A 24,195-nucleotide genomic window follows, 5' to 3' on the forward strand; every position below is an offset into this window, starting at 1 on the left:
AATGAACTCGGAACCGGCATGATATCAAGTCGAAAACAGCTGTTCCGGGCAGTTTAGCTGTTCAGGCGGCGAGCAGCAGGTTTTTCGAGGTGCCCTTTCCTTTTTATTTTGGTTTTTTGGTGAAAGAACCACTTTCAAAAAGATCAATAAGTTGAGCCAATTCTTCCCGCATACTCTTTTCTGAATTATGCGAAAAATTATTCTTTATCAGCTGCTTGGTTCTAATAGCGGATTCAGTTGGTAACAAGGCAAGCTCCTCTGCACTGTTCATTGCAGTATTGAAGGCTTCGCCATCCTCACACAGCTCGTTTACAAAACCCTTTTCACAGAAACGATCCGCTTTCCAGGTTCGGCCAAGGACAAGCAACTCCGTTGCAATACAGTGAGTTGAAAAGTTTGGGATGATGAATGTTGCCGCAAACTCAGGACACAGGCCAAGGCTCGTAAACGGCATTTTGAAGAAGCTGCTTCGTCCCGCATAAACCAGATCGCAATGCAAAAGCAGCGTCACACCAATACCGACTGCAAAACCTTCAACAGCCGCGATTATTGGTTTTTTGCATTGGCTCATCCTGAGCATAAACTGAAATACGGGATGCGTTTCATCCTGTATTGGATTATTCAGAAAATCCTCAACATCGTGACCGCTGCAAAAATATTCATCATGCCCGGTGATCACGATTGATTTTATTTCGGAATTTTTTTCGGCCTGAGCTAAAAACTCCGAAAGTAATGTATATGCATTAATATCCAGTGCATTCTTTCTGGCAGGATTGACGATTCTGATCACCATCACAGAGCCGTGAACATCCCTGCGGACACAAGGTTCGGGTCGCATAGCAATTTCCTTGGAATTCAGCATCTGGAACCTGACCGGTTCCAGATGCGATTACGTCAGGCTAGAAGTCCGTGAACTGTTGGCGCAGTGCTCGTTTCAGAAGCTTTCCGGACGTGTTTTTGGGCAACTGCTGCACGAAATGCACGTGCTTGGGTACCTTGAAAGGCGCCAGATTTTCTCTGGCATGACGGATCAAGCTCTCCGCATTCGGATCGGCTTCAGGTCGCAGTACGACAACCGCTGCAATGGCTTCAATCCATTTTTCGTCCGGCACGCCAATCACCGCCACTTCATCGATGTCAGGGTGCGTGTACAGCGCCTCCTCGACATCTCGACTGGCAACCAGCACCCCACCGGTATTCACGATGTCCTTGATGCGATCCACAATCCAGATGTAGCCCTCCTCATCGCGATAACCGAGATCACCCGAGTGGAACCAGCCACCGGCAAAGGCTTCCTCGGTTTGCTCGGGCTTGTCCCAGTACCCAACCATCAACTGTGGCGACCGGTGCACCAGCTCACCCTGCTGCCCTGGCGCACACTCTTCGCCGGTCGCAGGGTCAACAATCCGTGTTTCAACATTGAAAATGGGACGACCGCAGGATGCGGGCCGCTCGGCGTGCTCGTCCGGTGCCAGTACCGTGGCCAGGGGGGCAATTTCGCTTTGCCCGTAGCAGTTATAAAGCCCGGAGCCGGGCAGGCGTTCACCCAACTCTTTCACGATGGGCTCCGGCATGATGGAAGCGCCGTAATACAGCTTCTGCAAATGCTGCAGCTCTGATTCGACAAACTGCGGATGACGCAGCAACGCGATCCAAACGGTGGGCGGTGCAAAGAAGCTGTTCAACCGCTTCTGTTTAAGCTGCTGCAGTATCAGCTCGGGGGTCGGTGTATCCAGCAGGCAGGTGTAGGCACCCGATAACAGGGCCGGCATGGTGAACACATGCATCTGCGCGGAATGATACAGCGGCAGTGCCGCCAGACAGCGGTCGGTCTTCTTGATATCCAGATGCAACAGGCAGCTTACATATTCAGCCATCAGGGACCGGTGAGTGTGCATCGCGCCCTTTGGATCTGACGTTGTACCGGAGGTGTACAAAATCTGGACCACGTCATTCTCATCCAGTACAAGCTCCGGCGAATGCGCACTTCCGGCACCCTGTGCCACCATCAGCACATCGGTTTTACCTTCCACCCTGACGTTACTGTGCAAACTGCCTTGTATGCTCAGGTTCAGCTGATCGCATACAGCATCGATGTGCCCCTTGAGGCTGTCGTCTGCAAACAGGGCGCGTGCACCCGATTGCGTCAGGACATACACCAGCTCACGCTCGGTCAATGAGAAATTCACGGGCACATGGATCAGACCCGCACGGGTGCAGGCAAGCCAGAGAATCAGGTAGGCATCAGAATTTTTGCCATACGCGGCAACACGGTCCCCCTTGTTAAGTCCCTGTGCCAGCATGTGGTTTGCGACTTTATTGACGGCCGCGTTCAGCTCACGATATGACCAGCAGCGGTCGGCATACTCCAGGGCAATCTGCTGAGGATACTGCACCACAGCCCTGTGCAGAGCATCCCCGATGGTATTGCGATTGGCTCGATCAATCTGCTTTTGGGTTTGAGCTTCCGAATTCATATTCACCTCTCGTTATTATTTTTCTACCGGGCATTCAGACCTGTTCAGTTACGCAATGGGCGGCCTGTTTCCAACAGGGCCTGCATGCGCTGAACGGACTCGGGGTACTGCAGCAACGCCAGATTGCAGCGCCGCTCATGGTCAGCAAAGCGATCAAACCAGCCGGGCTCGCTTGCCAGGTTCAACAGGTCAAGCAGGTGCTGTTCAAGTACCGCTTGATAGCCCTCAGCAGCAAGTGGTTTGGCTGGTACGCAGTGCTGCAGCGCCGACAGCGTTGGCTGCCTGTGTTCGGGTGCATCGCGCAGCTGCCTGCACAGCGCCACTGCATCCGACAACAGGCGATCACGGTTCATGCTGATGCCATCACTGTCGCGCAGAAAACCCCATTGACGAGCCTGCAGCGCCGAAGCAGTGACAGACGCCTCACTGATCAATGTGAATGTATGCTGGATTGCCGCTGAACCACCGAACCGCTCTGCACTGCGGGCCAACAATTCACGACATCCGCCCCATCCCGGAACAATGCCGACGCTGTTTTCCACCAATCCCAGCTGTGACTCGGCATGCACCTGAAGGGCGTGACAGTGAAACATCAATTCAAGCCCCCCGCCGAGCGCTTTGCCCGCCACGGCGGCAACAACCGGGACAGGCGCCTGACGAATCGCCATGAACAGCTGCTGCCCGCGCCGAATGTAGCGATCAATGGCACCCTCCTGAGTTGTCATGGCGACAAACTCCTTCAGGTCAGCACCCGCAGCAAAAATGCCACTGGCACTGTACAGGACCAGCCCTTTATCAGCGGCGATGGCTTCGGCCAGAGCTGTTTCGATCTCATCCAGCAGCACGCTGCTGAGAGCATTCACCTTATGGCTGAACTCAAGACACCAAATATCCTGGTCCAACTCCCGCAACACACTGCGTTCGAACGCATGAATGGCTGGGCGGGCCACAATGCTCTGCCAGTCAATGATCCCTGCATCTCGGGAGATCGGACGGTACTGACCCTGCCAGTCCAACTGTTCGGCATTTTTGTAGCAAGGTTGCCCAGACGCATTACGGACAAACGTCGAAAGGGAGCGACCTTCATCCTGCACACGTGCAGCAAACGCACTGACACCGATTCGATCCAATAACTCAAACGGGCCAAAGCGCCAGTTGTAGCCCAGGCGCATGGCGGCATCGATCGCATCAATAGCATCGGCCACGTCCGGCACCAGCCGCGTGGCATAATCCAGCACCCGTGACAGCACTCGCCAGGCATAAAGGCCTCCCTGATCATCGCTGGCCAGTAATTCGCTGATTTGCCCAGACTTCAACCCAGCGGATTGAAGCGTTACAGGTTCCGGTGCCCGGTGTTCCAGTGCGACCAGATCAAGCACTTCACGCTGTTTGCGGCCATCAGAATCAGTGAACTGCCGATAGAACCCCTGCAGAACCCTGCCCTTGCGACCGTACCAACCCCTGGCCAGCATATGTTCAATCACAGGCGCAGCACCGGCGTATGTCTGGAACGGATCATCCTCTTCCAGCAGGCGTGCCAGACTCGCTGTCACTTCAGGCATGAGATCGATTCCGACCAGATCCCAAAGCCCGAAAATGCCGGTTTTCGGGAATCCGCACACCTGCATCACTGCATCGGCGTCCTCAACACTCAACCCCATCGCGATGGCTTCCTGCAACGCAACCTGCATCCAGTAGACACCCAATCGGTTGGCGATAAAGCCCGGACGGTCATTGCAGTGAATCACCGTTTTACCCATGCCATGATCGATGAATGATCGCACCCGTTCCGCCACCTCCGGGCGCGTATCCTCAGAACTGACAAGCTCCAGCAGGCGCATGTAGCGTGGCGGGTTGAAAAAATGGGTTACCACAAAGTGCTCACGCAGGCTTTGAGGCATCCCCTCCATCAGGGTTGCCAAGGGAATCGTGGAGGTGTTGGACGAAACAATCGCATCGGGTGCACGCACCGCTTCGATCCGTCGATACAGGTCCTGTTTGACATCAAGGCGCTCTACCACCACCTCAACAATCCAGTCAGCGTCTTTCAGCCTGTAGAGATCATCCTCCGTATTGCCGACCTGCACGCGTTCTGCGACCCTAGTGTCCATAAAGCCGCCGGCCGCACCGGCTTTGAGCATTCTTTCAACGGCACCTGCCGCAATTGCATTGCGCTCGGCGGCAGAGGCATTTGATGCGACATCTTTTGGCGGTATATCAAGCAACAGTACGTCCGCACCGGCATTGGCGGCCTGAGCGGCAATGCCGGCGCCCATGACACCGGCACCGATTACGGCAACCCTGCAGACGGGTTTCAATACCTGCTGACTATCCATGTTCACCCCTCCAGCCGTTCGATGATCAACGCAATACCCTGACCACCGCCGATGCACATGGTAATCAACGCTCGGCGCTTACCCTGACGCTCCAGTTCATACAGCGCCTTGAGTGTAATGATGGAGCCGGTAGCACCCACCGGGTGCCCATGCGCAATCGCGCCACCATTGACGTTCACACGTGACGGATCGAACTCAAGACTTTGCGCAACCGCCATCGCCTGCGCTGCAAATGCCTCGTTGGATTCGATCAGATCAATGTCAGACATGGAGAGCCCGGCCTGTTGCAGGGCCTTCTGGACTGCCGGAATCGGCCCCAGTCCCATCAAGTGAGGCTCCACTCCAGCAAAGGCATAACTGACAAAACGCGCCCTGGCCTTAAGCCCACGCTGCTCCGCTTCCCGGCTAGACGTGATAACCAGCGCCGCTGCACCATCATTAATGCCCGACGCGTTGCCCGCCGTGACAATACCATTCTTTTTAAAGGCCGGACGCAGCTGCTGCAGATCAGCAAAGTCCACATCAGGGCGAACATGCTCATCAATGAAAAACGGCAGGGTTTCGCGGCCCTTTCGAACCGGTACCGAAACGATTTGATCGGTGAGGTAACCGGTATCAATGGCCGCCGCAGCCTTGTGGTGGCTGTCACGGGCATATTGATCCAGCTGCTCACGGGTAAAGCCATACTGCTGAGCGATATTTTCTGCCGTGATCCCCATATGGCCACTGTCGAAGGGATCACTCAGAATGCCGACTGTCATATCCAACGCAGGTGCATCCCCCATACGCTGCCCAAAGCGCATTTTCGGCAACAGATAGGCACCCTGGCTCATGCTCTCCGCCCCACCGGCCAGGGCAATACGGCTGGCACCGGACTGGATCATTTGCGCCGCCGAAATCAGGGACTGAACGGAAGAGCCACACAGGCGGTTAACATTCAATGCGGCCGAGCTGTCCGGCAAACCACAGTTGCGCGCAATATGACGTGACAGGTAGGCATCCTGCGGGCTCGTTGTGATGATATGTCCAAACACGGCGTGATCGATCTCGCCGGCATCAACTCCGGCACGCTCAATGGCTGCGCGGCCTGCAAAAGTACCCAGTTCGGCCGGTGTATAGGCTGCAAGGCTGCCACCAAAGCCGCCAATCGCCGTGCGGGCCCCGGCGACGATCACTACATCCTGCAACATGTGAGTCTCGCTCATCGTAAAATCCTCTTATTGTTCTGTCAGGCCACACGGCCAAGCATGTCGCGGGCAATCACTTCCTTCATGATTTCGGAAGTACCGGCATAAATGGTCTGGATGCGCGCATCCACGTAAAAGCGGGAAATGGGGTATTCCAGTGTGTAGCCATAACCGCCGAACAGCTGCAGGCAACGATCGATGCTGGTGCACTGCATCTCGCTGAGCATCAGCTTCAATGTGGCGGCATCGACAGGACTCATCTGCCCTGCTCTGTAGCGTTGCAGGCACTGATTGAAATAGGCACGTCCCATTTCCAGCTCGGCACGTACCTGTGCCAGCGTGAAGCGTGAGTTCTGGAAATCAGCGATGCGCTGACCAAAGGCATGACGTTCCTGAACGTATTCCAGCGTCAGCTGCAAGGCCCCTTCGATGGCACCCAGAGCCTGAGCAGCAACACCCAAACGCTCACGTGGCAGTTCCTGCATCAGATAGGCAAACCCCTTCCCGGCGTCTCCCAGCAGGGCCTCGTCGGGCACGATGAGATCATCAAAGAAGAGTTCCGCGGTATCGCTGGCGTGCTGACCGATCTTGCGGATTGACTTGCCGCGTGAGAATCCCGGCAGGCGCGTATCAACCAGAAACAGCGATACACCCCGGGCACCGGCGGTCGGGTCAGTCTTGGCACAGACAATCACCATATCCGCCAGCTGACCGTTGGTGATGAACACCTTGGTGCCGTTCAGCTTCCAGCCCGATTCAACCTTTTCGGCCGTGGTGCGCATCGCAGCCAGATCACTGCCGGCACCCGGCTCAGTCATGGCAATGGCACCCAGTACCTCACCACTGGCCATGCGCGGCAGCCAATACTGTTGTTGAGCGTCAGAGCCAAGATGCAGCAGATAGGGGATCACAATGTTGGCGTGGATGTTGTAGCCGCTGGCCAGACCACCAAACCCCTGACGGGAGATCTCTTCACAGATCATCAGGCAGATTTCAACCCCGGCCCCCGAGCCGCCCAGTGCCTCAGGCAGATCAACACCCAGCAACCCGGCTTCACCCAGTTTGCACCAGACTTCTCGTGGAAGCTGGTGTGCCGCTTCCCATTCCTCATAGTCAGGCGCCACTTCCTGATGCAGAATGCGTCTGACCATCTCCTGAAACAGAGCGCGATCCTCGTCCTCTGCCACTTCATGATTCAGGTTGTGCATCTGTGTATTCATACTAAGCCCTTTATTGTTCTTTTAACCTTGGGGCCACCGGCCGGTTGACCATTAAGGCCATTTAAAGCCTTTGAATAATGGCTTTGAATGACAGAACCGGTCGTTTTAATTGATCGAAATGGCCAAGCGTTGACATAACGTTGCAGAATGCTTGGCATGATCTGAGCTGTTCTGCACAATGACGGGATGTCAGCACATGAACTCCCGCGTCCTTCCGTCAAGGCGCACATTGCGAATCACTTCATCAATGCCTGTATCAGCGGAGCACTGCTGCAGGGCGCCTGTCGTGACACTTTGCTTAATGAAGCCCGCATTCCGCTGGACTGGGTGGACCGTCCCGACAAGCTGCTCACCGAACAGCAGCTGAGTGACCTCATCCGTGCCGTCTGGCGTTTTACTCGCAGCGAATTCATGGGACTCTCACCCAACATCTGCAGACGAGGTGTGTTTGCCTTGATGGCAGAATTGGCCTGCGGGGCCAAAACACTGGGCGGGATGTTGCGTCAGAGTGCCCGCTTTTATCGCGCGGTTTCGGACGACCTCGACATTGGCCTTGACCCTGAAAGCGATGGTTCACTGGTGTTCTACAGCCTGCACTTGAAGCATGGCGGAGAAGACCCGAACCACTTGCTTCAGGAGTTCATACTGTTGATGTGGCAGCGTTTCGCAAGCTGGCTGGTAGGGCAACAGATTCCTGTGGCAAGTACTAGTTTCGCCTATTCGACACCAGGCCATGTGAAAGCATACCGCGCCATGTTTTTGGGCGAATTGCAGTATGAGCAGGACCGTTGTGGTTTCAGCATGCACCCTCGCTTTCTCCAACTACCGATTGTACGGAACGAAAGTGAGCTGGACTCTTTCCTGCAAGATTGCCCTGCCGTAATTTTGCGTCGTCCGGTGGCTGACAGCAGTTTGCAAACCCATGTAAAGGTCCTGCTACAGCGGCATAATTTGGACAGCATGCCCGATCTGGACGACATCAGCCAACATCTGCTGATCACCTCCAGAACCTTACGTCGCCGACTTCAGGACGAAGGCACATCGATCAGAATGATCAAGGAGTCCCTTCGAAAAGATTTTGCCATGAAACTGCTCAATAACGAGAACTTGAGCATTCAGGAAGTGGCCGAGCAAACCGGTTTTGCCGAGCCTGCAGCTTTCTGCCGTGCATTTAAGCGTTGGACGGGACTATCCCCAATGCGATGGCGAAAAACTTCAACATCATAATCTGTATCCTTGGCTGAATGAGCTGGTGAAAGCTGTGGGCCTCATCAGCAAGCATGCGTAATTGATATCCTCCACCCCCTTCGCAGCTTGAGCTGACTCAGGAGGTGGATTCCCTTTACAGGGTGCCAACTAATTACTCGGTTGGCTGGTTCCTGATGCTGACCGCTACTGCGGTTCACTTCACAGGCGCTGCGGGACTATCCGCCCCTGAAAAATCGCTAGGCTGCGCTTTCTAGCGCGGCCAGACCACGATTGAGTACGTTGATAGCGCCCACAACATCGGCGTTTTCTACAAAGCCACAATGGACGCAGGCAAAGCTGGCCTGTGAAGTGCGGTTTTCAGCCGAGACATGTAGGCAGGCAGGGCACGTCTGACTGGTGTGATGGGGCGGCACAGCTATAAGCAGCCCACCATTCCATGTCATCTTGTACTCCAACTGACGCCGTAGCTCTCCCCACCCCTGATCGAGAATAGAACGGTTCAAGCCTGACTTCTGTCGGACGTTCTTGCCTGGGTCATCAGCGGTCCCTTTAGCGGATCGGGACATGTTAGCTACCTTCAAGGCTTCGACTGCGACCATCGCGTGAGTCTTGCTGATTTCAGTCGTTGCTTTCTGCTGGTAGTCGTAACGTATGTCCGCGATCCGCTTGTACAAGCGGGCGACTTTCTGCTTCTGCTTTTTCCAGTTAGCTGAGCCGCGCACCTTGCGTGACAGCCTGCGCTGCGCTTTGGCCAGCTTATCGCGGTGTGCCGCGAAGCTGCTGACACCCTTGTACACGACGCCATTGCTGAGCGTCATGTTTTTGGCTACGCCCATGTCGATACCGACCGCGCCGGTTCCGGTACGCGCCGGTTCAATTTCGACCTCGCACAGGATGCTTAAATGCCAGTTGCCGCATGGATCAAGCGTAACGGTGCAGCTCTTGGGAAGGCCCTGTATGGGCTGCGACTGGTAGTACCGCATAAGGCCAAGACCATTGGGCAGCTTGGCATGGCGACCCTCCAACCGACAATACTTTGGAAAGTTTACGAACCGGAGGGTCGAGTGATGGGCCAGCTTGCGTGTACGAAACACCGGGAATCCGCGCTTACCTGAACACCAGTCCTTAACTGCCCTGTCCCGCAGGTCACGCTGACGCTGTTGCAGGTTGTCAGTATAGGCTTCGGTCAGAAATGACAGCTCGGTCTTTTTCTTCCACTGAGTCAGGTGCTTGTTAAGTGCTGCCGAGCTTGGAAACTTCTTGGCTAGGGTTATCCTGTCCTTCGGCAGCAAGCTGTTCAGTTCGTTGTACAACGCTTTCTTGTCACCCACAAAACTAAGCTCTTTGCGGGCAATGGACAGCAGCATTTCGAGCGATTCATTGAAGACGACACGGCCACAGCCCGCCATGCGATACAGCAGGTTTACCTGCTCGTCGGTCGGCTTTAGTCGATATTTGTACGCCTTAAGAATCTTCATTTATAAGTCAGTGTGTAGTTATACTAGTACTGATACTATATTGCCAAACTAGCGAAGGCAATTATCAGTATGTATGTAATAAATAAGTCAAGACACAGTGCCTATCTGTTGCACGCCCATATCGTCTTCGTTACTAAGTACCGGCGCAATGTGCTTGGCGACTTGCACTTGGATGCCTTCAAAACGTCAGCGGCTGAAGTGTGCGCCGAATTCGATGCTGAGTTGCGGGAATGTGACGGTGAATCTGATCACGTCCACCTGCTGATCGAGTACAACCCCAAGGTGCAGCTGACCAAACTGGTAAACTCGCTCAAGGCTGTTACGTCACGACGCTTGCGAAACCAGTTCACCGATCTTAGGGCAGCGTATGACAAACCCGTACTTTGGAGCCGTTCCTACTTTGTTGGGTCGTGTGGTGGAGCGCCCCTTGAAGTGGTTGCACAGTACGTGCGAAATCAACGGGGCTAACGCCCCGTTCCGCATTCACCCCACACCTTCATCGGTGTGGGCACCCTGCGGGAAAAAGCTGGTGGGCCATTTTCTCTGGAAAGCCATTGAACTGAATGTCTACACCTCAGAGAATAGCTCCATTGTAAGCGTATGAACTATACGCCATCACCGTAACGGCTAGATAAGCTGTGCGGAAAATCACGAGCACAGGTGCCAACATACAATTCCGATCAGTGCGTTCAGCACCAATCACAATTAGACGCCCAACACATTGCGCCTACTGGGCGACAGACAGGAGAAATCGATGACTAAACAACCGGTTAGTGAGCCGCGCAATTATGTGGCGAAGAATGCGCGAGCTTTCAACAAGTCCGCAACGTTTGAGGACCGCAAGAAGGCACTCAAGAAGGGCAAAGTGAAGCACAAGGGACATAGCCCTTATCAAGACGTTACCGCAGCCGTAGCGGCTTGATAAGGGCTCTGACAGGTCGTGATACCCGCTTGTAGACAGACTTGATGATTAAAAACACCACCTGTGCCAAAAACTGGTAAGCATTGCCGCTTAACCGCTCACCAGTAGAACGAGTTATCACATAGCGGGTAAGACCCTTTCCTGACGCCCGGAGTGAGATGGGAGGGGTGGATGTTAAGGTGAACATGAGTAAAAAAGACTGGGTGGCAGCGTCTGCTGCCGGAAGGGCTGCATTCTGCAGCAAGTACCTGGAGCACAAAGCAAAAGGCTCAGCCGTGAGCGAGTCCGCACAGAAAGCACGTGCACGAGGTGAAGAAGAGCACGAGAGGTTCAGCGCACAAATAAAACGACAAGCACAAGATCGTGAATATTGTTCTAGTCTTTTCCGAATGGTTGACATAATTGGATAAACCCAAGGGCTCGGCTCTATCAACTGATCATCATCTGCACTGCTGAAGGATAGATCTGAGTTTCATTGGTTTAAGTGGTTTATGGACTACCGGATAGCCCAGGGTCTTAATCTGCTGCAACTGTTCAGGCTCAGTGTCGCCTGTCACGACGACTGCTTTTATAGTGCGACCGAATTTCTCTGTCAGAAGTGGGATGGCACTGGTTCCCTTTTCCTCACCTTTCAAGTGATGGTCAACCAACAGTAGGTCTGGACAGCATTCAATCCTTGCAATTCCTTCCAGGGTTGTGGCAGTAAGAACCTTGCACCCCCAATCTCTCAACAGCAATGCGGTGGCAATAAGGTTGTCTTGATCATCGTCCAGAACGGCGATACAAAGCGGTGGGATTGTAGTCTGATGTGGCTGCTGTAAGGCAGACGGGGCCATGGCTTCCTGTGTTGGCGCTGCTCGTAAGGGTATCTTGACACGAAAAACGGAGCCTTTTCCCTGCGTTGAACGTACCTCTATCTCGTGCCCGAGCATTTCACAGAGCCTGTTCGCAATCGACAAACCCAGTCCCAGCCCTTGCCGACGTACCTTGCCGACTTCGAGCTGTCGAAACTCCATAAACATGGCTTCTATCTGGTCTAAGGGAAAGCCTATGCCGGTATCCCATACATCTAAAACCAGTTCATTCGCTCGTACGCGCACCCCAACCAGAACACCACCCGTATCGGTATATTTAATGGCATTGCCTATCAAATTGCGAATTATGCGCCCCAGCATCGATGGATCACTGTAAGTGAAATGGCCTGTTGGCCGAATTTTTAGCCTCAATCCCCGACTGCGAGCCTGTGGTTCGAACTCTTTTTCAATAGCTTGCAGCATCTCGTTGAGATTGAGCATCTGCAACTGAGGCTCAATTACGCCAGCATCCAGCCTGGAGATATCCAGTAATGAATCAAACAGACTTTGCATGGTATTCAGGCAACTTTCGACCCCCGAAAGCAACTCGCGCTCTTCAGGATTAGATAAGCGTCCGGAGAGTGCACTGACCAGGATCCCCATGGCATGCAATGGTTGGCGCAAGTCATGACTGGCAGCTGCAAGGAAGCGTGATTTTGCCTGATTGGCACTATCTGCAGCCAATGCGGCTTCATGTTCACGTTGTTCCGCACATTTCAAACTGGTGATATCAGTGTAAATACCGACGGTACCACCATCACGTGTTCGCCTCTCACGTGCCTGTAACCATTTTCCCGTGTGGTTTTTGACTTCAAACGTCCCCTCTCCATTGCGGTGCAGCGCCAATCGTTGTTGACGATATTCTTCTGGAGAGGATGGAACATCCTCAATTTCATCAAAACTGATCACTCGGCCAGTACGGATGTTTTGCTCTACCAACTCCGAGAATTTTACGCCTGGCCTTACCTTATCCGGTTCCATGAACTGCGAGGGGTATTTACTGTTACACAGTACCAAGCGATCATCCGGTCCCCAGTAGACGAAGGCTTCAGCAATATTTTCTATCGCATCAAGCAACCAGCCCGCTTGATTGCTGAGGAGATTCCAGACGTCGTCTGATACATACTCCCTCTGTGCGGTTTGTATGGCTGGTTTATCTGCTTGAGACAACATTTTAACAGTCCAAAAAATTATTTATCTGATGATATAGCAGAGCTGTTACTGAAAAGCTAAAGGGGGCTCTGAACTGGCCAGTCGCCCCCTTTTTCCTTTAAAGGGATACCCTCAGCGAAAGCAGTGTTGCTATATCTGGCGCCAGCGCGTTTGCATGTCGACCAATCAAGAAGGGGCGTATTCCCACAGCTTTAGCGCCATCACAATCCGTGTGTGGATTGTCTCCAATCATGAGACTATCTTCGGGGGCCGCTCCGGACTGGGTTAGTGCGCACTGAAACAATCTTGGTTCTGGTTTACCAAACACTTCGTACTCAAGCGTCGGCAGCACCGTTTTCATGAAGGCCAGCAAACTCCCCGTTTCAGGAACAGGATCTCCGTCCATATCCGGGTGGGATATATCGGGATTGGCCACTAATAAGGGGACTCCTTTGCTCAGGTGTTTGATGGCCAGACTTAAGCGTCGATAGTCCAAGTGCACATCACGTGTCAGGATAATGACATCCGGTTTTTCATCCGTTTCCATGATACCCCTGGATCGGGCATACTCGCGCAGTTGGCGTCTGGCGAGAATCATGGCTGCTCCATCGGGAAAGCGAGCTCTTGCCTCTTCCAACACCAACTCTCCAGCTAGCAAAATCCGTTGGGCAGGGATGGCAAGACCTAGCCCTCGCAGATAATGGCTCAGCTCATCGGCACTGTGACTTGAGTTGTTTGATACCAGCCATAGGTGCTCACGACACAGGTTAATCAAGTCTTTAGCGCCTGGAAGTGGCTGACCGCTTGCAATCATGCAGCCATCCATATCAACCAGTACCGCCGAACTTTCGGTAGCCAAAGCGCTAAATCCAATACATTTCCTCTCACTCATAAGGTTTTCACCTTATCCTGCGATGGCTTCACTAGATGTAGCTTCGGCTTGTCTGGAGCACCCTTCTGTTTGGTTCCATGAAGATTAATCGGGCTATTGTGTATGTCCGGCGGCATCAATCCCACTCCGGTTCCATGTTGGGATCGAATACCTGTGACGGGTCCATGAAGTCATGGTTATGCACGACCACATTGTCATCATCAATCAGCACTACAGCGTAAGCCGGTGGCTCATGAGTGAACAGATAGTTGTCTTCCCTTTTTAGGTCCAGGGCCACCTGGTGATTCATACCCCGCAGAGTCGAAAATCCAATGCCTGACCAGCTACCATGCATCGGGCGATGGTAATGGCCGAAAAACAGATGCTTTATGCGCCCGTATCTCTGTAGCAGAGCCTTCAGTGCCAGTGCATCCTGAGCGTCCATACCTATCTTGTCCATCGGCTTAATACCGGTTTTAAACGGTGCATGGTGCATGAACAAAAAGACATCGTCGCCCGCTTTTTCCAGCTGCTGGGCCAGCCATGTCCTTCGCGTCTCACAATAGGCGCCGGCATGCGTACCGTCTTTTACGCTATCCATAAAGATGAATGTTCCCGCTTCAGTTTTCAGCGCAGACTGAACAAAGCCGGCTTCATCACGGGCAAGTTGCGGAAAGCGCTCAACTAGGCGTTCACGATGATCGTGATTGCCAATCACCAGCTGAACAGGCACCTTGAGGCCAGCGAGAATGGAGGCCAGCTCTTCATAGGCTTCGATATCACCACAGTGCGCCAGGTCACCCGTAATCACGCACAGATCAGCATCGGCATGCTCATTATTAATCGACTCTACACAGGCACGTAGCCGTTCAGCCGGATAGGTCCCATAGAGTGGTTGGCCTGGCAGGGTCAGATGAGTATCGGTAAGGTGAATCAATTTCATGGGTAGTCCTTGGTCACGCAGCCCCGGGCTTAATGGCCCGGGGAGAGACATTATTGTGAAAGAGTCTACAGAATTCAGTTAGGCAGCAGTTTCTGAACGTCAGCAGCCATATCTTTCAGGACTTGATCTGCTTCATTGACACGCTCGCCACTGGCAATTGACTGCATATGGTCATGAATCACTTGCGTGATTTTCAGGCCGTTCTTACCCGGGAAGGCATACCAGTCTGTCATCAATGGCAACTGTTTCACGGCAGTAAAATGGTTCGGGTGCTGGCTGTAGAAATCCTTCAGATATTCTTCATTCGCTTTCTTGTTAGGCGGCATATAGCCCGTGGTCAGAGCAACAATGGCAGCCCCTTTGCCTGAGGTGGCATACTTGATGAATTTCCAGGCCGCCTCCTGCTTTTCCGCATCTTTGGTTAGCATGACGATTGCGTTACCACCTGCCGGCAGAGCGCCCCCTTCTTTAACACTCGGGAAGACATGAGTTTTCATCTCAAAACTGTCACCAATCATCTCTTCTGCGTTAGTGACGGTCGAAGTAGACCAGAACCACATGCCAGATTTGCCGGAATAGAAAGCTTGTTTGCCATCTGCTCTTGAATAGTCTTTCATACCCGCCTCCTTGAAGAAGCGAGAAAACGTCTCAAGGGCCCACTGCCCTTCAGGGCCGTTAAAGGCCACCTGTTTTTCATCAGCACTCAACATTGCGCCCCCCTGAGAGAAGACCGGAGCTTGCCATAACCAGTTTCCAGTTATCTGCCAGCCATAGACCATGCCTGTGATGTCTTCATCAAGCGCATCAATCCTTGCGGCCAATTCAATCACTTCATCCCAGCTTTCAGGCAGGTTGTTTTCATCCCAACCCGCTTGACGAACCAGATCCATGTTGTAGTAAGCGATCGGCAAAGACACCGCAAACGGCAAGCCATAGACTTCATCGTTATAGGTGCCGATATCCAGCATCGCCTGGTGGTAACCTTCCTTACTGAAATCAGCCTCCTTGGCGATAAAAGGCTCGAGGGATACCGCGATATTACGATCTACAAGCGGACGCACTCGGTTCAGCCCCTGGAACGAGATATCCGGCAACTGTTTGGTGATCGCTTCACGCATCACTTTCTGAGTTCCGTCTTCGTAGTCCTCATAGGGAGCACGAAAAGTAACATCGATATCAGGGTTCTGTGCTTCAAACTCCTGCTCGAGCTGTGCAAAGGTGTCCTTGAAGGTACCGCCATAGGGGTACTGTACAACCAGCTCAGTGGCGGCCAGCGCATTACCGGTCAACACAATCGCTGATGCTGCGGTCAACTGTCGAAGGTGTTTCAACGTCATGGGTTGCTCCTGGGATAATCCCGTTGGTGTTGTGAAAGTAAGTAGTTGTTTTTACTTCATGCCCGAAAGGGTAATTCCTTCGATAAAACGTTTCTGCGCCAGCAGAAAGGCCACCACCAGAGGGGTAATAACAATGGTGGCGGCTGCCATCAGCGGGCCATAGTCATTGCCTGTGTCATCATTCCTGAAGCTGACCAGACCTAATGGCGGGGTGTAGTAATCGGGCGAGTTCAGCACAATCAGAGGCCAGAAATAGTCATTCCAGTGCGCCACTATTGAGAAGATTCCAAACGAAACCAGTGCCGGCATTGCTGTGGGCAGCATGACGCGCCAGACAATGGCCAATTCACTGAAACCATCCATGCGTGCGGCGTGGATCAGATCGTTGGGTACCGTCATGAAGAACTGACGCATCAGGAAAATACCAAATACGGAGATGCTGAAGGGGGCAACCAGCGCCATGTACGTATCCAGCCAGCCAAACTGATACATCAGCAGATACCAGGGAATAGCGACTGCATGCGGAGGTATCAGCAGACACAGGAGTACGGCGGCAAACATCAGCTTGCGACCGCGAAAACGCAGTTTGGCCATGGCATAGGCTGCCGGCACCGCCACGGCAATCTGACACAGAAAGATTGCGATGGTCACAATCACGCCATTCAGCAGGAACTGCAGCAAAGGCGTGCGAGTAACAGCTTCGGTATAGTTTTCCAGGATGTACCAGTTTTCCGGCAGAAAACGTAACTCAGAGCTAAAAATTTCATCCGGTGCCTTAAATGAGGTCAATAACATCCAGATAAAGGGCATCAGCATGACCAGTGCCCCGCTCATCAGGATCAGGTGACGCACAGCACGGAAAATCATTGAGGATTTGCGGTTCATGAGTAATGTACCTTGCGCTCAACAAAGCGAGCTTTAAGCAGTGTCAGAAGCAGGACAAAGAACAGAAAGACGACAGTGACGGCCGCTGCGTAACTGGTACGGAAGTATTCGAATGCCTCTGTATACATCGTATACAGCAGCACTTCAGACGCCTTGTTGGGTCCACCCTGCGTCAGTACCTGGACCGTATCAAAGACCTGAAACGCCTTGATTGACGTTATAACCAGTACAAACAGCGTGATCGGTCCCAGCATTGGCCAGGTGACCAGACGGAACCGTGCCCATGCCGAACTGGCGCCGTCCATCTCGGCAGCTTCATACAGATGTGACGGCACGGCCATTAACCCGGAGAGGAACAGAACCAGGTTGAATCCGACTTGCTGCCAAATGCCGATTCCACACAAGACATAGAGCACCAGTTCCCGATCTTGTAACCAGTTGGGACCGGTAATACCCAACTCCTTAAGCATCAGGTTAATCAGGCCGAAATCAGGATGCAGAATCACCTGCCAGACGATGGACATGGCAATCAATGTGGCCATAACCGGCAGAAAGTAGACGGCGCGATAAAAAGCCTTGCCATGCTGGCCCGCCTCAATCAGCATTGCAGCACCCAGGCCAAGGGCAACGGAGCCGGGAACGACTACCGCGACATAAATCATCGTGTTTTTCAGCGAATGCCAGAATGTATCGTCCGTGAGCATTTCCTGGTAATTATCCAGGCCTACCCAGGCAAAGCTGTCCATTCCCAGTTGCCAGTCGGTAAACGAAAGCGCCAGAACAGCCAATATGGGCCCGACCAAGAACAGCAACATAAGGCTGTTTGCGGGCAATGAAAGCAGCCAGCCCAGCAAGCGTTCGTGGTTCTCAGCGCCTTTAAAGATTCTGCTGGCGAAGGTTGGTCTGTTTAGTTTCACAGCATCAGGCGCAAGCGAATTCATGGCGGGCCTCCTGATGCAGTTTGCACGACTCAATCCGACGTCCCTGATCATTGAACAGAAGCGCGTGTTTGGGCTTGATACGAATGCCAATCTGTTGGTCAAGTTTGAGCAGGTGGCCTTGTTCAACGTCGCATCGAACCAGAACAGGTGTTTCCAGGCCTGGAACGTCAACGTGGGCGATGAACTCCGCCCCCATGTTTTCCAGATAGGCCAATCGCCCCTGAAGGTCGCTTCGTTCCCTGATACTGAGTTCTACATTTTCTGGTCGTACTCCCAAGGTGACACTTTGAACCAGGGGATCCGGTGTCGCGATACGTAAGGGCTGATTGCAGACGTTGATCCGCCCACCTGCGCCCGCTATAGCAGGCAACAGATTGATTTTGGGGCTACCGATAAACTCTGCGACGCGCACGTCGACAGGATTTCGATAAATCTCTTCAGGTGTTGCGACCTGCAACAATTCGCCATCCATCATCAGGGCGATGCGATCAGACATGGTCATCGCTTCCGCCTGATCATGGGTCACGTAAATGAACGTGGTGCCCAGCTGTTTGTGTAGCTGGGCAATCTCGGTCCGCATGTGTACCCGCAATTTGGCATCAAGATTCGACAACGGCTCATCCATCAGAAACGCATCCGGGCTGCGCACCATTGCTCTGCCAAGCGCAACGCGTTGGCGCTGCCCTCCAGATAGTTCACCGGGACGACGGTCCAGTAGATGACCAATCTGGAGCAGCTCGGAAACCTGGTTTACCTTTGTCTCCATCTCGCGGTTGCGGTGTTCAGCTCCCGGCATGAGATTTCCAATCAGCGGCAGGCGCTGATACCACTTATGGTTTCGCATCCTCAATGGAGTGACGATATTTTCCCGTACGGTCAGGTGGGGATAGAGAGCATAGGACTGGAACACCATTGCCAGATTGCGATCTTTGGGCCGCAGTTGGTCAACCTGACAGCCCCCAATACTGATATGCCCTTCTGTCTGAGATTCCAGGCCCGCGATAATTCGCAGTAGGGTGGACTTACCGCAACCTGAGGGCCCTACCAGGGTCAGGAATTCCCCATCCTGGATATTCAGGTTGATCTCTTCCAACACCCTTGTGTCACCAAACGACTTGTTCAGCGCCTGTATTGCAATCTGTGCCAAAGCGAGTGCCTCTCGTTAGCTTGTGTTTCATCAATGGCAGCGGATGATAGGTGGCTTATATGACCGTTTTGTTATAATTTTTCTTTAAAATCAGGTACTTGTGGTAATTCTGAGGAGTACTTGAGTACCTTTAAAAAATCAAAGAAGGTTTCAGTGATATTGCAGATCTATGAATTACAAAGGTTTTTTAAACACGAATGTCATCAACAGCAGGTACTTTGGTACTTGATGCTAGGCTTTATCGGAAATGAAAAAAATGAAAATTCTGCTTGCTGATGATCATGAATTGATCAGAAAGGGACTCATAGACATCATCTCTTCGCGCAACAACTCTTGGCAGCTTGCAGAAGCAGCCTCGCTTGCTGACGTCCAAAACCATCTTGTTTTAAATCCCGAAACGGACCTGGTTCTCCTTGACCTTAACTTGCCTGGGTCGAGTGATTTAAATGGACTGGCGACTCTTCAGAAGCACTTCCCTGGTATCGCAGTTGTGATCATTTCTTCTGAGGAGGCGCCTGAAGTAGTCGTGTCCGCTTTGCGCAAAGGAGCATCAGGCTATATCCCCAAGTCCACTTGCAATGAAGTATTGATCAAAGCGTTGGAGTTGGTTGTCTCAGGGGGAGTCTATGTTCCACCGCAGGTATTGCATGATTACCCGATCTCGGTAGGAAGGCCTGAAGTTCAATGCTTGGAGTCGGATGATAAATTCTCATTCGGAGAACTGAATGAGGTTCAGCAGCAAATTGTCCGCCTGCTGGCCGGGGGAATGAGCAACAAGGAAATATCCGTCAAAACCGGACTTGCTCTTCAAACAGTGAAAAACCAGGTCAGTCGCATACTGAAAAAAACAGGACTAGACAGCCGCACCGCACTGGCTGCACGCGTTGCAAAAGATGGTAAGTGGACACATTTATGACGCGCCACAAGTCGTTTGGCGGAATTTGTAAACCTTCCAGCTTTGGCCAGAGCAATGACTAGGTGTGGGGCCTACCCAATTAAGCAAGAACGCAAATGTAATTCATTTTTAAGAAACTAAGCTTAGCTGTGATTGAGCCTCGCGACACCGAAGTGTCACGCATGAATTCAATAATATCTGCCAACAAAACACTGGTTACGAGGCCACCGGAAAGTTAGGCCTGACTGTAGTCGAGTGTCTTTTGATATCTATTAATACAGCTAAGGCTAATCAAAATGTGGGCTTTTCATAATCCAGTCAAGATCCAATTTGGTGCGGGTGCTCTGGAGATGTTGGCAGACTCCCTGCAAGGACGTCCCTATGCACTTGTCACCTACTGTGACCCTGTTTTCGAGCTGTTATGCGACCGTATTACTGCGCAGGCCGGTCAACCGGCACTGGTGATCGACAATATCCAACCCAATCCTGATTTCACCGAACTGGAGGTGTCCTGCGCACGGTGGATGTCGGTGGAGCAGCCTCCTGAGGTGATTGTTGCTCTTGGGGGAGGCTCGGTAATCGACACCGCCAAAGTACTGGCTGCGGCAGGCGGAAACTTTCATCGGGTACGCCGTTATCTGCAAGAGGGTGAGGGGCGTGACCAATTGGCAGGGGTGCCGATTATTGCCGTACCTACTACTGCAGGTACTGGCAGTGAAGTGACTTGCTGGGCCACGGTTTGGCACAGCGAGGCTCAGCGCAAGTACTCGCTGGCACTGCCTGAGCTCTACCCCGAGGTAGCACTGGTAGACCCTGAATTGACCTTAGAGCTGCCCTTGTCACTGACCGTGAGCACTGCGCTGGATGCATTAAGCCATGCGTTGGAAAGTCTCTGGAACGTGAATCGCAACCCAATTTCCAGTGCCGCCGCAATTAGTGCCGCACGTGAGATCATTGACTGGCTGCCGGCACTGGTGGAAGAGCCTCAGAATCTAATGCTGCGCAGCCGTATTGCGCGGGCTGCACTGATGGCCGGGGTGGCTTTCTCCAACACCAAAACGGCTATTGCGCACAATATCTCCTACCCGATCACACTTCGATATGGCACCGCACATGGCGAAGCTTGCTCATTCACGCTTCCTACCATTTTGCGTACCGTGGTCGGGCACAGTGCCGAATTGGATGTGCTACTGGCGCAAATTTTCGGCACTCCAATTGAGGTAGGAGTCGAACAGTTGGAGCAGATGCTGCACCGATTGGGCATATCGACCGCCTATCAGGATTACGGCATCAGCGACAGGGAGTGGCTCGAGATCGTCGATGAGGCCTTTGCCGGTGAGCGTGGCGCCAACTTCATTGGCGAAAAGGCCCGTTTTTTGGCGGTCGGTCAACAATAACATTCAACCCAAAGTGTCCGGCTACAACTGACAATGAGTCGGCCCAGGTTCTGATCACCTACTGACACCTGAATAATTCCTGTGATCTAAACAAATTGAAACCGAAGCGGCCTTATTTAGCCGCTTCTGAGGAGAAAGCTATGTCATTTGTAGAAGCGGTTATTTTCGACTGGGCTGGAACAACCGTGGATTTCGGTTCATTCGCACCGACTACTATCTTTGTGGAGGCCTTCCGCAAGGCGTACGACTTCGACATCAGTCTGAAGGAGGCACGGGGCCCCATGGGTATGGGTAAGTGGGATCATATTCGTGCCCTGGGTGATGACCCAGCGATTTCTGCTCGCTGGCAGGCACAGTTTGGCTGCGCCATGAGCGACGAGGATGTAGACTTGGTCTATGAGACCTTCATGCCGCTGCAGATTGCCAAGGTAGGCGAACACGCGGACCTGATTCCGGGCACGCTGGAAACCACCGCCTGGCTACGCGAGCAGGGCATCAAGATCGGTTCCTGCTCCGGCTATCCGCGTCCAGTGATGGAAGTGCTGCAGCAAGCCGCCGCCGAACGCGGATACACACCCGACTGCGTGATCGCCACCGGTGACCTGAAAGCGGGCAGCCGCCCGGGGCCCTGGATGGCGCTGCAGAACGTTCAGGAGTTGGGCATCAATGCGGTGTCTCGCTGCATCAAGGTGGACGATTCTGCACCGGGCATCTACGAAGGCCACAACGCAGGCATGTGGACGGTCGGCTTGAGCCTGTCCGGCAACGAGTCCGGTCTAACACTGGAGGAATTCCTGGCGGCAGATGAGGCCACCAAGGCAGACGCTCGCAACAAGGCGTCGGTCAACCTGGAAACGGCTGGTGCGCACTACATCATCGACACCATTGCCGACCTGCCGGGTGTAGTGAAGGCAGTCCAGCAGCGAATCGCCAACGGCGAGCGCCCGTAAACTTCCTAACCACCTGTAAGCCGCTGGAGAGTTAAATCTCCAGCGGCTGCCTGGCGACACCAATCAAAGCTTGGGTCAGCGGCGCCGACACCCGATCATTTCGCACCACCAGGCTGCTGCGTGCGGTCAGGCCTTCCCCGACAATTCGCCGTGTAACAATGTTGTCGTGAGGTACATGCTCATCATCTGCCACCACCGAAATGCCCAGTCCCTGTGCTACCGCCTCTCGAATCGACTCGCGGCTGCCTAATTCATAGACCACGTTGACGCCCACGTCTTCCCGTGCCAGCGCTTGTTCAAATAGCTGGCGGGTTAATGAGCCTGGTTCGCGGCGAATAACGTTTTGGTTCTCGAAATCACGCAGGTGCAGCCGTTCGCGGAGTGCCAGAGGGTGGCCTGCAGGCAGAATTGCGATCAGCTCGTACTCATAAAAGAAGAATGCCTGCTGTCCAGGTGGGTTTCCTTCGAGTACATAGAAACCTGCATCTACTTCACCCCGGGTGATCATCTGCCCGACCTGTTCGGATGCAGCAAAACTCACTTTGACACGAATGTTGGGGTAGAGCGCATTAAAGTGCTTGATCAGCAGAGAGACTCTGTAGGGTGATACGGCGGCAATATGAATTTCTCCGGTTTCCACCTTGCTGTGAGCCAGCAGCAGGAACTCTGCTTCCCGCAGGCTGTTGAGGCAGCTACGAAACCGGGGCAGTAGTGCCAGACCCAGGTCTGTCAGCCGGTTGTTGCCGCGCTGGCGCAGAAACAGCCTAGCGTTATAGCTCTCCTCAAGGCTGGCGATGCGGTTCACCAGCGTCGGTTGGGCGATGTCGAGATACTGGGCCGCATCCTTGAAACTCTTGTACTGAGCCAGCGCGCAGAAGGCTTCGACCTGGGCCAATGAGAGGTTAGATTTTGACATGAAGGCTCTGGGGTAAAACGTATCAGGCCCTAGATTATAGCGGGAATATGAGTATCGAGTGGGCGTCATCCCGTTTAAGTACTGCTTTTATGTGGAAAAATCGGCTGCACTTTAACAAGTGGAGCTCTCAAGCTGACTCATAAAATATTATCGTTTCCCGATAAACAAACTATCTAGCAGTCTGTCGGGTTTTCGATAGCCCTGTGAGATAATCCCCCTATTATCGAGATCGAGCTATGACCGGAACGTCATCATGAGCCGCTTTATTCCAGTAGACCGCCAGACCGATTACCTGTTGCCACCTTCAGTTGATGAGTGGTTGCCCGATGAGCATCTGGCGCGTTTTGTCGTTGATGTGGTCGAGCAGCTGGACGTGTCTGCGCTGACACAACAGTATGCTGGCCGAGGCCATAAGGCGCATCATCCTGCGGTATTGCTGAGTCTGCTGATCTACGGCTACGCCACTGGCGTGATCTCCAGCCGCAAGATCGAACGCGCCACCTACGACTCGATTGCATTCCGCTACCTGGCCGCGAACACTCATCCCGACCACGATACGCTGGCCACTTTCCGCCGTCGCTTTCTACCCGAACTGGAGCAACTGTTTGTTCAGGTACTGTTGCTGGCACGTGAGATGAAGCTCCTCAAGTTCGGCACCATCGCCCTCGATGGCACCAAGGTTAAAGCCAATGCCAGCAAGCACAAAGCGCTGTCCTATGGTCATGCCAAGAAGCTGGAAGCTCAGCTCAAGACTGAGGTGAACGCCCTGATTCAACGGGCCGAGGCGGCAGACAACGATGTCGCGACCGATGGTATGGACATTCCGGCCGAGATTGCTCGGCGTGAAGCTCGTCTGGCGGCCATTGCAGAGGCAAAGGTTAAAATCGAAGCCCGTGCGCACGAGCGGGACGCCGCCGAGCAAGCCGCTTACCAGGATAAAGTAGCCAAACGCGATGCACAGCGAAAGGCAGGTAAAAAGCCCAGTGGGCGTGATCCCAAGCCTCCGATGGGAGGCCCACGCGATAAGGATCAGGTGAATCTCACGGATCCACAGTCACGCATCATGCCGGTCACGGGC

The 24,195-nt window shown here is 53.3% G+C and carries 20 protein-coding genes and 1 pseudogene; 7 read left to right on the forward strand and 14 right to left on the reverse strand.

The window, feature by feature from the left end; translation table 11 throughout:
* Nucleotides 1-103: 103 nt before the first annotated feature.
* The 5 genes from KTN04_RS15510 to KTN04_RS15530 form a co-directional block, all read right to left on the reverse strand.
* On the reverse strand, nt 104-838 hold the full coding sequence (locus KTN04_RS15510) for an enoyl-CoA hydratase-related protein (protein ID WP_217336146.1): 735 nt from the start codon (nt 836-838) through the stop codon (nt 104-106).
* 61 nt (nt 839-899) lie between these two features.
* Complete coding sequence (locus KTN04_RS15515; RefSeq protein WP_217336147.1) at nt 900-2,477, reverse strand: fatty acyl-CoA synthetase; 1,578 nt, start codon at nt 2,475-2,477, stop codon at nt 900-902.
* 44 nt (nt 2,478-2,521) lie between these two features.
* Nucleotides 2,522-4,813, reverse strand: a complete 2,292-nt coding sequence (locus KTN04_RS15520) for a 3-hydroxyacyl-CoA dehydrogenase/enoyl-CoA hydratase family protein (RefSeq protein WP_217336148.1) — start codon at nt 4,811-4,813, stop codon at nt 2,522-2,524.
* A 2-nt stretch (nt 4,814-4,815) separates the two neighbouring features.
* Entirely contained in the window at nt 4,816-6,018 is a 1,203-nt protein-coding gene (gene bktB, locus KTN04_RS15525) for a beta-ketothiolase BktB (RefSeq protein WP_305799487.1), read from the reverse strand.
* Nucleotides 6,019-6,041: 23 nt separating this feature from the next.
* On the reverse strand, nt 6,042-7,220 hold the full coding sequence (locus KTN04_RS15530) for an acyl-CoA dehydrogenase family protein (RefSeq protein ID WP_254262609.1): 1,179 nt from the start codon (nt 7,218-7,220) through the stop codon (nt 6,042-6,044).
* 186 nt (nt 7,221-7,406) lie between these two features.
* On the opposite strand from KTN04_RS15530, the gene KTN04_RS15535 reads away from it, so the two are divergent.
* Nucleotides 7,407-8,447 (forward strand): AraC family transcriptional regulator, encoded by a 1,041-nt coding sequence (locus KTN04_RS15535; RefSeq protein WP_217336149.1) that lies wholly within the window; start codon nt 7,407-7,409, stop codon nt 8,445-8,447.
* Between the two features lie 218 nt (nt 8,448-8,665).
* Here KTN04_RS15535 and KTN04_RS15540 read toward each other — a convergent pair whose 3' ends face one another.
* Nucleotides 8,666-9,907, reverse strand: coding sequence for an RNA-guided endonuclease InsQ/TnpB family protein (locus tag KTN04_RS15540; RefSeq protein ID WP_217336150.1), 1,242 nt, complete (start codon nt 9,905-9,907; stop codon nt 8,666-8,668).
* Between the two features lie 32 nt (nt 9,908-9,939).
* Between KTN04_RS15540 and tnpA the strand changes: the two are divergent.
* A pseudogene (gene tnpA / locus KTN04_RS15545) lies at nt 9,940-10,375 on the forward strand (IS200/IS605 family transposase).
* Nucleotides 10,376-10,661: 286 nt separating this feature from the next.
* A complete protein-coding gene (locus KTN04_RS15550) occupies nt 10,662-10,829 on the forward strand; it encodes a DUF7230 family protein (protein ID WP_217336151.1) in 168 nt (55 codons plus the stop codon).
* A 440-nt stretch (nt 10,830-11,269) separates the two neighbouring features.
* Here the strand turns inward: KTN04_RS15550 and KTN04_RS15555 are convergent, their stop codons facing one another.
* The 7 genes from KTN04_RS15555 to KTN04_RS15585 all read right to left on the reverse strand — a co-directional run bounded on the left by KTN04_RS15555 (nt 11,270) and on the right by KTN04_RS15585 (nt 18,959).
* Nucleotides 11,270-12,856, reverse strand: coding sequence for a hybrid sensor histidine kinase/response regulator (locus KTN04_RS15555; protein ID WP_217336152.1), 1,587 nt, complete (start codon nt 12,854-12,856; stop codon nt 11,270-11,272).
* 97 nt (nt 12,857-12,953) lie between these two features.
* Nucleotides 12,954-13,727, reverse strand: a complete 774-nt coding sequence (locus tag KTN04_RS15560; RefSeq protein ID WP_217336153.1) for an HAD-IIA family hydrolase — start codon at nt 13,725-13,727, stop codon at nt 12,954-12,956.
* Nucleotides 13,728-13,842: 115 nt separating this feature from the next.
* On the reverse strand, nt 13,843-14,649 hold the full coding sequence (locus KTN04_RS15565; RefSeq protein WP_217336154.1) for a phosphodiesterase: 807 nt from the start codon (nt 14,647-14,649) through the stop codon (nt 13,843-13,845).
* Nucleotides 14,650-14,723: 74 nt separating this feature from the next.
* Complete coding sequence (locus KTN04_RS15570) at nt 14,724-15,986, reverse strand: ABC transporter substrate-binding protein (protein ID WP_217336155.1); 1,263 nt, start codon at nt 15,984-15,986, stop codon at nt 14,724-14,726.
* Nucleotides 15,987-16,037: 51 nt separating this feature from the next.
* Nucleotides 16,038-16,871 (reverse strand): carbohydrate ABC transporter permease, encoded by an 834-nt coding sequence (locus KTN04_RS15575; protein WP_254262610.1) that lies wholly within the window; start codon nt 16,869-16,871, stop codon nt 16,038-16,040.
* A complete protein-coding gene (locus tag KTN04_RS15580) occupies nt 16,868-17,812 on the reverse strand; it encodes a carbohydrate ABC transporter permease (protein WP_217336156.1) in 945 nt (314 codons plus the stop codon). Before KTN04_RS15580 ends, KTN04_RS15575 begins: the two co-directional genes overlap by 4 nt.
* Complete coding sequence (locus tag KTN04_RS15585) at nt 17,793-18,959, reverse strand: ABC transporter ATP-binding protein (RefSeq protein ID WP_217336157.1); 1,167 nt, start codon at nt 18,957-18,959, stop codon at nt 17,793-17,795. Before KTN04_RS15585 ends, KTN04_RS15580 begins: the two co-directional genes overlap by 20 nt.
* A 256-nt stretch (nt 18,960-19,215) precedes the next feature.
* Between KTN04_RS15585 and KTN04_RS15590 the strand changes: the two genes are divergently transcribed.
* From KTN04_RS15590 to phnX, 3 genes are all read left to right on the forward strand, one after another.
* On the forward strand, nt 19,216-19,875 hold the full coding sequence (locus KTN04_RS15590; protein WP_217336158.1) for a response regulator: 660 nt from the start codon (nt 19,216-19,218) through the stop codon (nt 19,873-19,875).
* 275 nt (nt 19,876-20,150) lie between these two features.
* Nucleotides 20,151-21,251 (forward strand): iron-containing alcohol dehydrogenase PsrA, encoded by a 1,101-nt coding sequence (psrA, locus tag KTN04_RS15595; protein ID WP_217336159.1) that lies wholly within the window; start codon nt 20,151-20,153, stop codon nt 21,249-21,251.
* Between the two features lie 140 nt (nt 21,252-21,391).
* Nucleotides 21,392-22,201, forward strand: coding sequence for a phosphonoacetaldehyde hydrolase (gene phnX / locus KTN04_RS15600; RefSeq protein ID WP_217336160.1), 810 nt, complete (start codon nt 21,392-21,394; stop codon nt 22,199-22,201).
* 31 nt (nt 22,202-22,232) lie between these two features.
* Here the strand turns inward: phnX and KTN04_RS15605 are convergent, their stop codons facing one another.
* Nucleotides 22,233-23,117 carry a LysR substrate-binding domain-containing protein gene (locus tag KTN04_RS15605; protein WP_217336161.1) on the reverse strand — a complete coding sequence of 295 codons (885 nt, stop codon included), beginning with the start codon at nt 23,115-23,117 and terminating at the stop codon, nt 22,233-22,235.
* 253 nt (nt 23,118-23,370) lie between these two features.
* On the opposite strand from KTN04_RS15605, the gene KTN04_RS15610 reads away from it, so the two are divergent.
* Nucleotides 23,371-24,195: transposase (locus KTN04_RS15610; protein ID WP_217336162.1), on the forward strand; the 825-nt coding region annotated here is incomplete at its 3' end.

Source organism: Marinobacterium weihaiense, from assembly GCF_019061305.1.
GTDB classification, from domain to species: domain Bacteria; phylum Pseudomonadota; class Gammaproteobacteria; order Pseudomonadales; family Balneatricaceae; genus Marinobacterium; species Marinobacterium weihaiense.

What these genes read in the sequence shown, in the direction of transcription:
- KTN04_RS15510 (WP_217336146.1), bottom strand. Translation starts at nt 838, where the DNA reads ATGCGACCCGAACCTTGTGTCCGCAGGGATGTTCACGGCTCTGTGATG.
- KTN04_RS15515 (WP_217336147.1), bottom strand. Translation starts at nt 2,477, where the DNA reads ATGAATTCGGAAGCTCAAACCCAAAAGCAGATTGATCGAGCCAATCGC.
- KTN04_RS15520 (WP_217336148.1), bottom strand. Translation starts at nt 4,813, where the DNA reads ATGGATAGTCAGCAGGTATTGAAACCCGTCTGCAGGGTTGCCGTAATC.
- bktB (WP_305799487.1), bottom strand. Translation starts at nt 6,018, where the DNA reads ATGAGCGAGACTCACATGTTGCAGGATGTAGTGATCGTCGCCGGGGCC.
- KTN04_RS15530 (WP_254262609.1), bottom strand. Translation starts at nt 7,220, where the DNA reads ATGAATACACAGATGCACAACCTGAATCATGAAGTGGCAGAGGACGAG.
- KTN04_RS15535 (WP_217336149.1), top strand. Translation starts at nt 7,407, where the DNA reads ATGTCAGCACATGAACTCCCGCGTCCTTCCGTCAAGGCGCACATTGCG.
- KTN04_RS15540 (WP_217336150.1), bottom strand. Translation starts at nt 9,907, where the DNA reads ATGAAGATTCTTAAGGCGTACAAATATCGACTAAAGCCGACCGACGAG.
- KTN04_RS15550 (WP_217336151.1), top strand. Translation starts at nt 10,662, where the DNA reads ATGACTAAACAACCGGTTAGTGAGCCGCGCAATTATGTGGCGAAGAAT.
- KTN04_RS15555 (WP_217336152.1), bottom strand. Translation starts at nt 12,856, where the DNA reads ATGTTGTCTCAAGCAGATAAACCAGCCATACAAACCGCACAGAGGGAG.
- KTN04_RS15560 (WP_217336153.1), bottom strand. Translation starts at nt 13,727, where the DNA reads ATGAGTGAGAGGAAATGTATTGGATTTAGCGCTTTGGCTACCGAAAGT.
- KTN04_RS15565 (WP_217336154.1), bottom strand. Translation starts at nt 14,649, where the DNA reads ATGAAATTGATTCACCTTACCGATACTCATCTGACCCTGCCAGGCCAA.
- KTN04_RS15570 (WP_217336155.1), bottom strand. Translation starts at nt 15,986, where the DNA reads ATGACGTTGAAACACCTTCGACAGTTGACCGCAGCATCAGCGATTGTG.
- KTN04_RS15575 (WP_254262610.1), bottom strand. Translation starts at nt 16,871, where the DNA reads ATGAACCGCAAATCCTCAATGATTTTCCGTGCTGTGCGTCACCTGATC.
- KTN04_RS15580 (WP_217336156.1), bottom strand. Translation starts at nt 17,812, where the DNA reads ATGAATTCGCTTGCGCCTGATGCTGTGAAACTAAACAGACCAACCTTC.
- KTN04_RS15590 (WP_217336158.1), top strand. Translation starts at nt 19,216, where the DNA reads ATGAAAATTCTGCTTGCTGATGATCATGAATTGATCAGAAAGGGACTC.
- psrA (WP_217336159.1), top strand. Translation starts at nt 20,151, where the DNA reads ATGTGGGCTTTTCATAATCCAGTCAAGATCCAATTTGGTGCGGGTGCT.
- phnX (WP_217336160.1), top strand. Translation starts at nt 21,392, where the DNA reads ATGTCATTTGTAGAAGCGGTTATTTTCGACTGGGCTGGAACAACCGTG.
- KTN04_RS15605 (WP_217336161.1), bottom strand. Translation starts at nt 23,117, where the DNA reads ATGTCAAAATCTAACCTCTCATTGGCCCAGGTCGAAGCCTTCTGCGCG.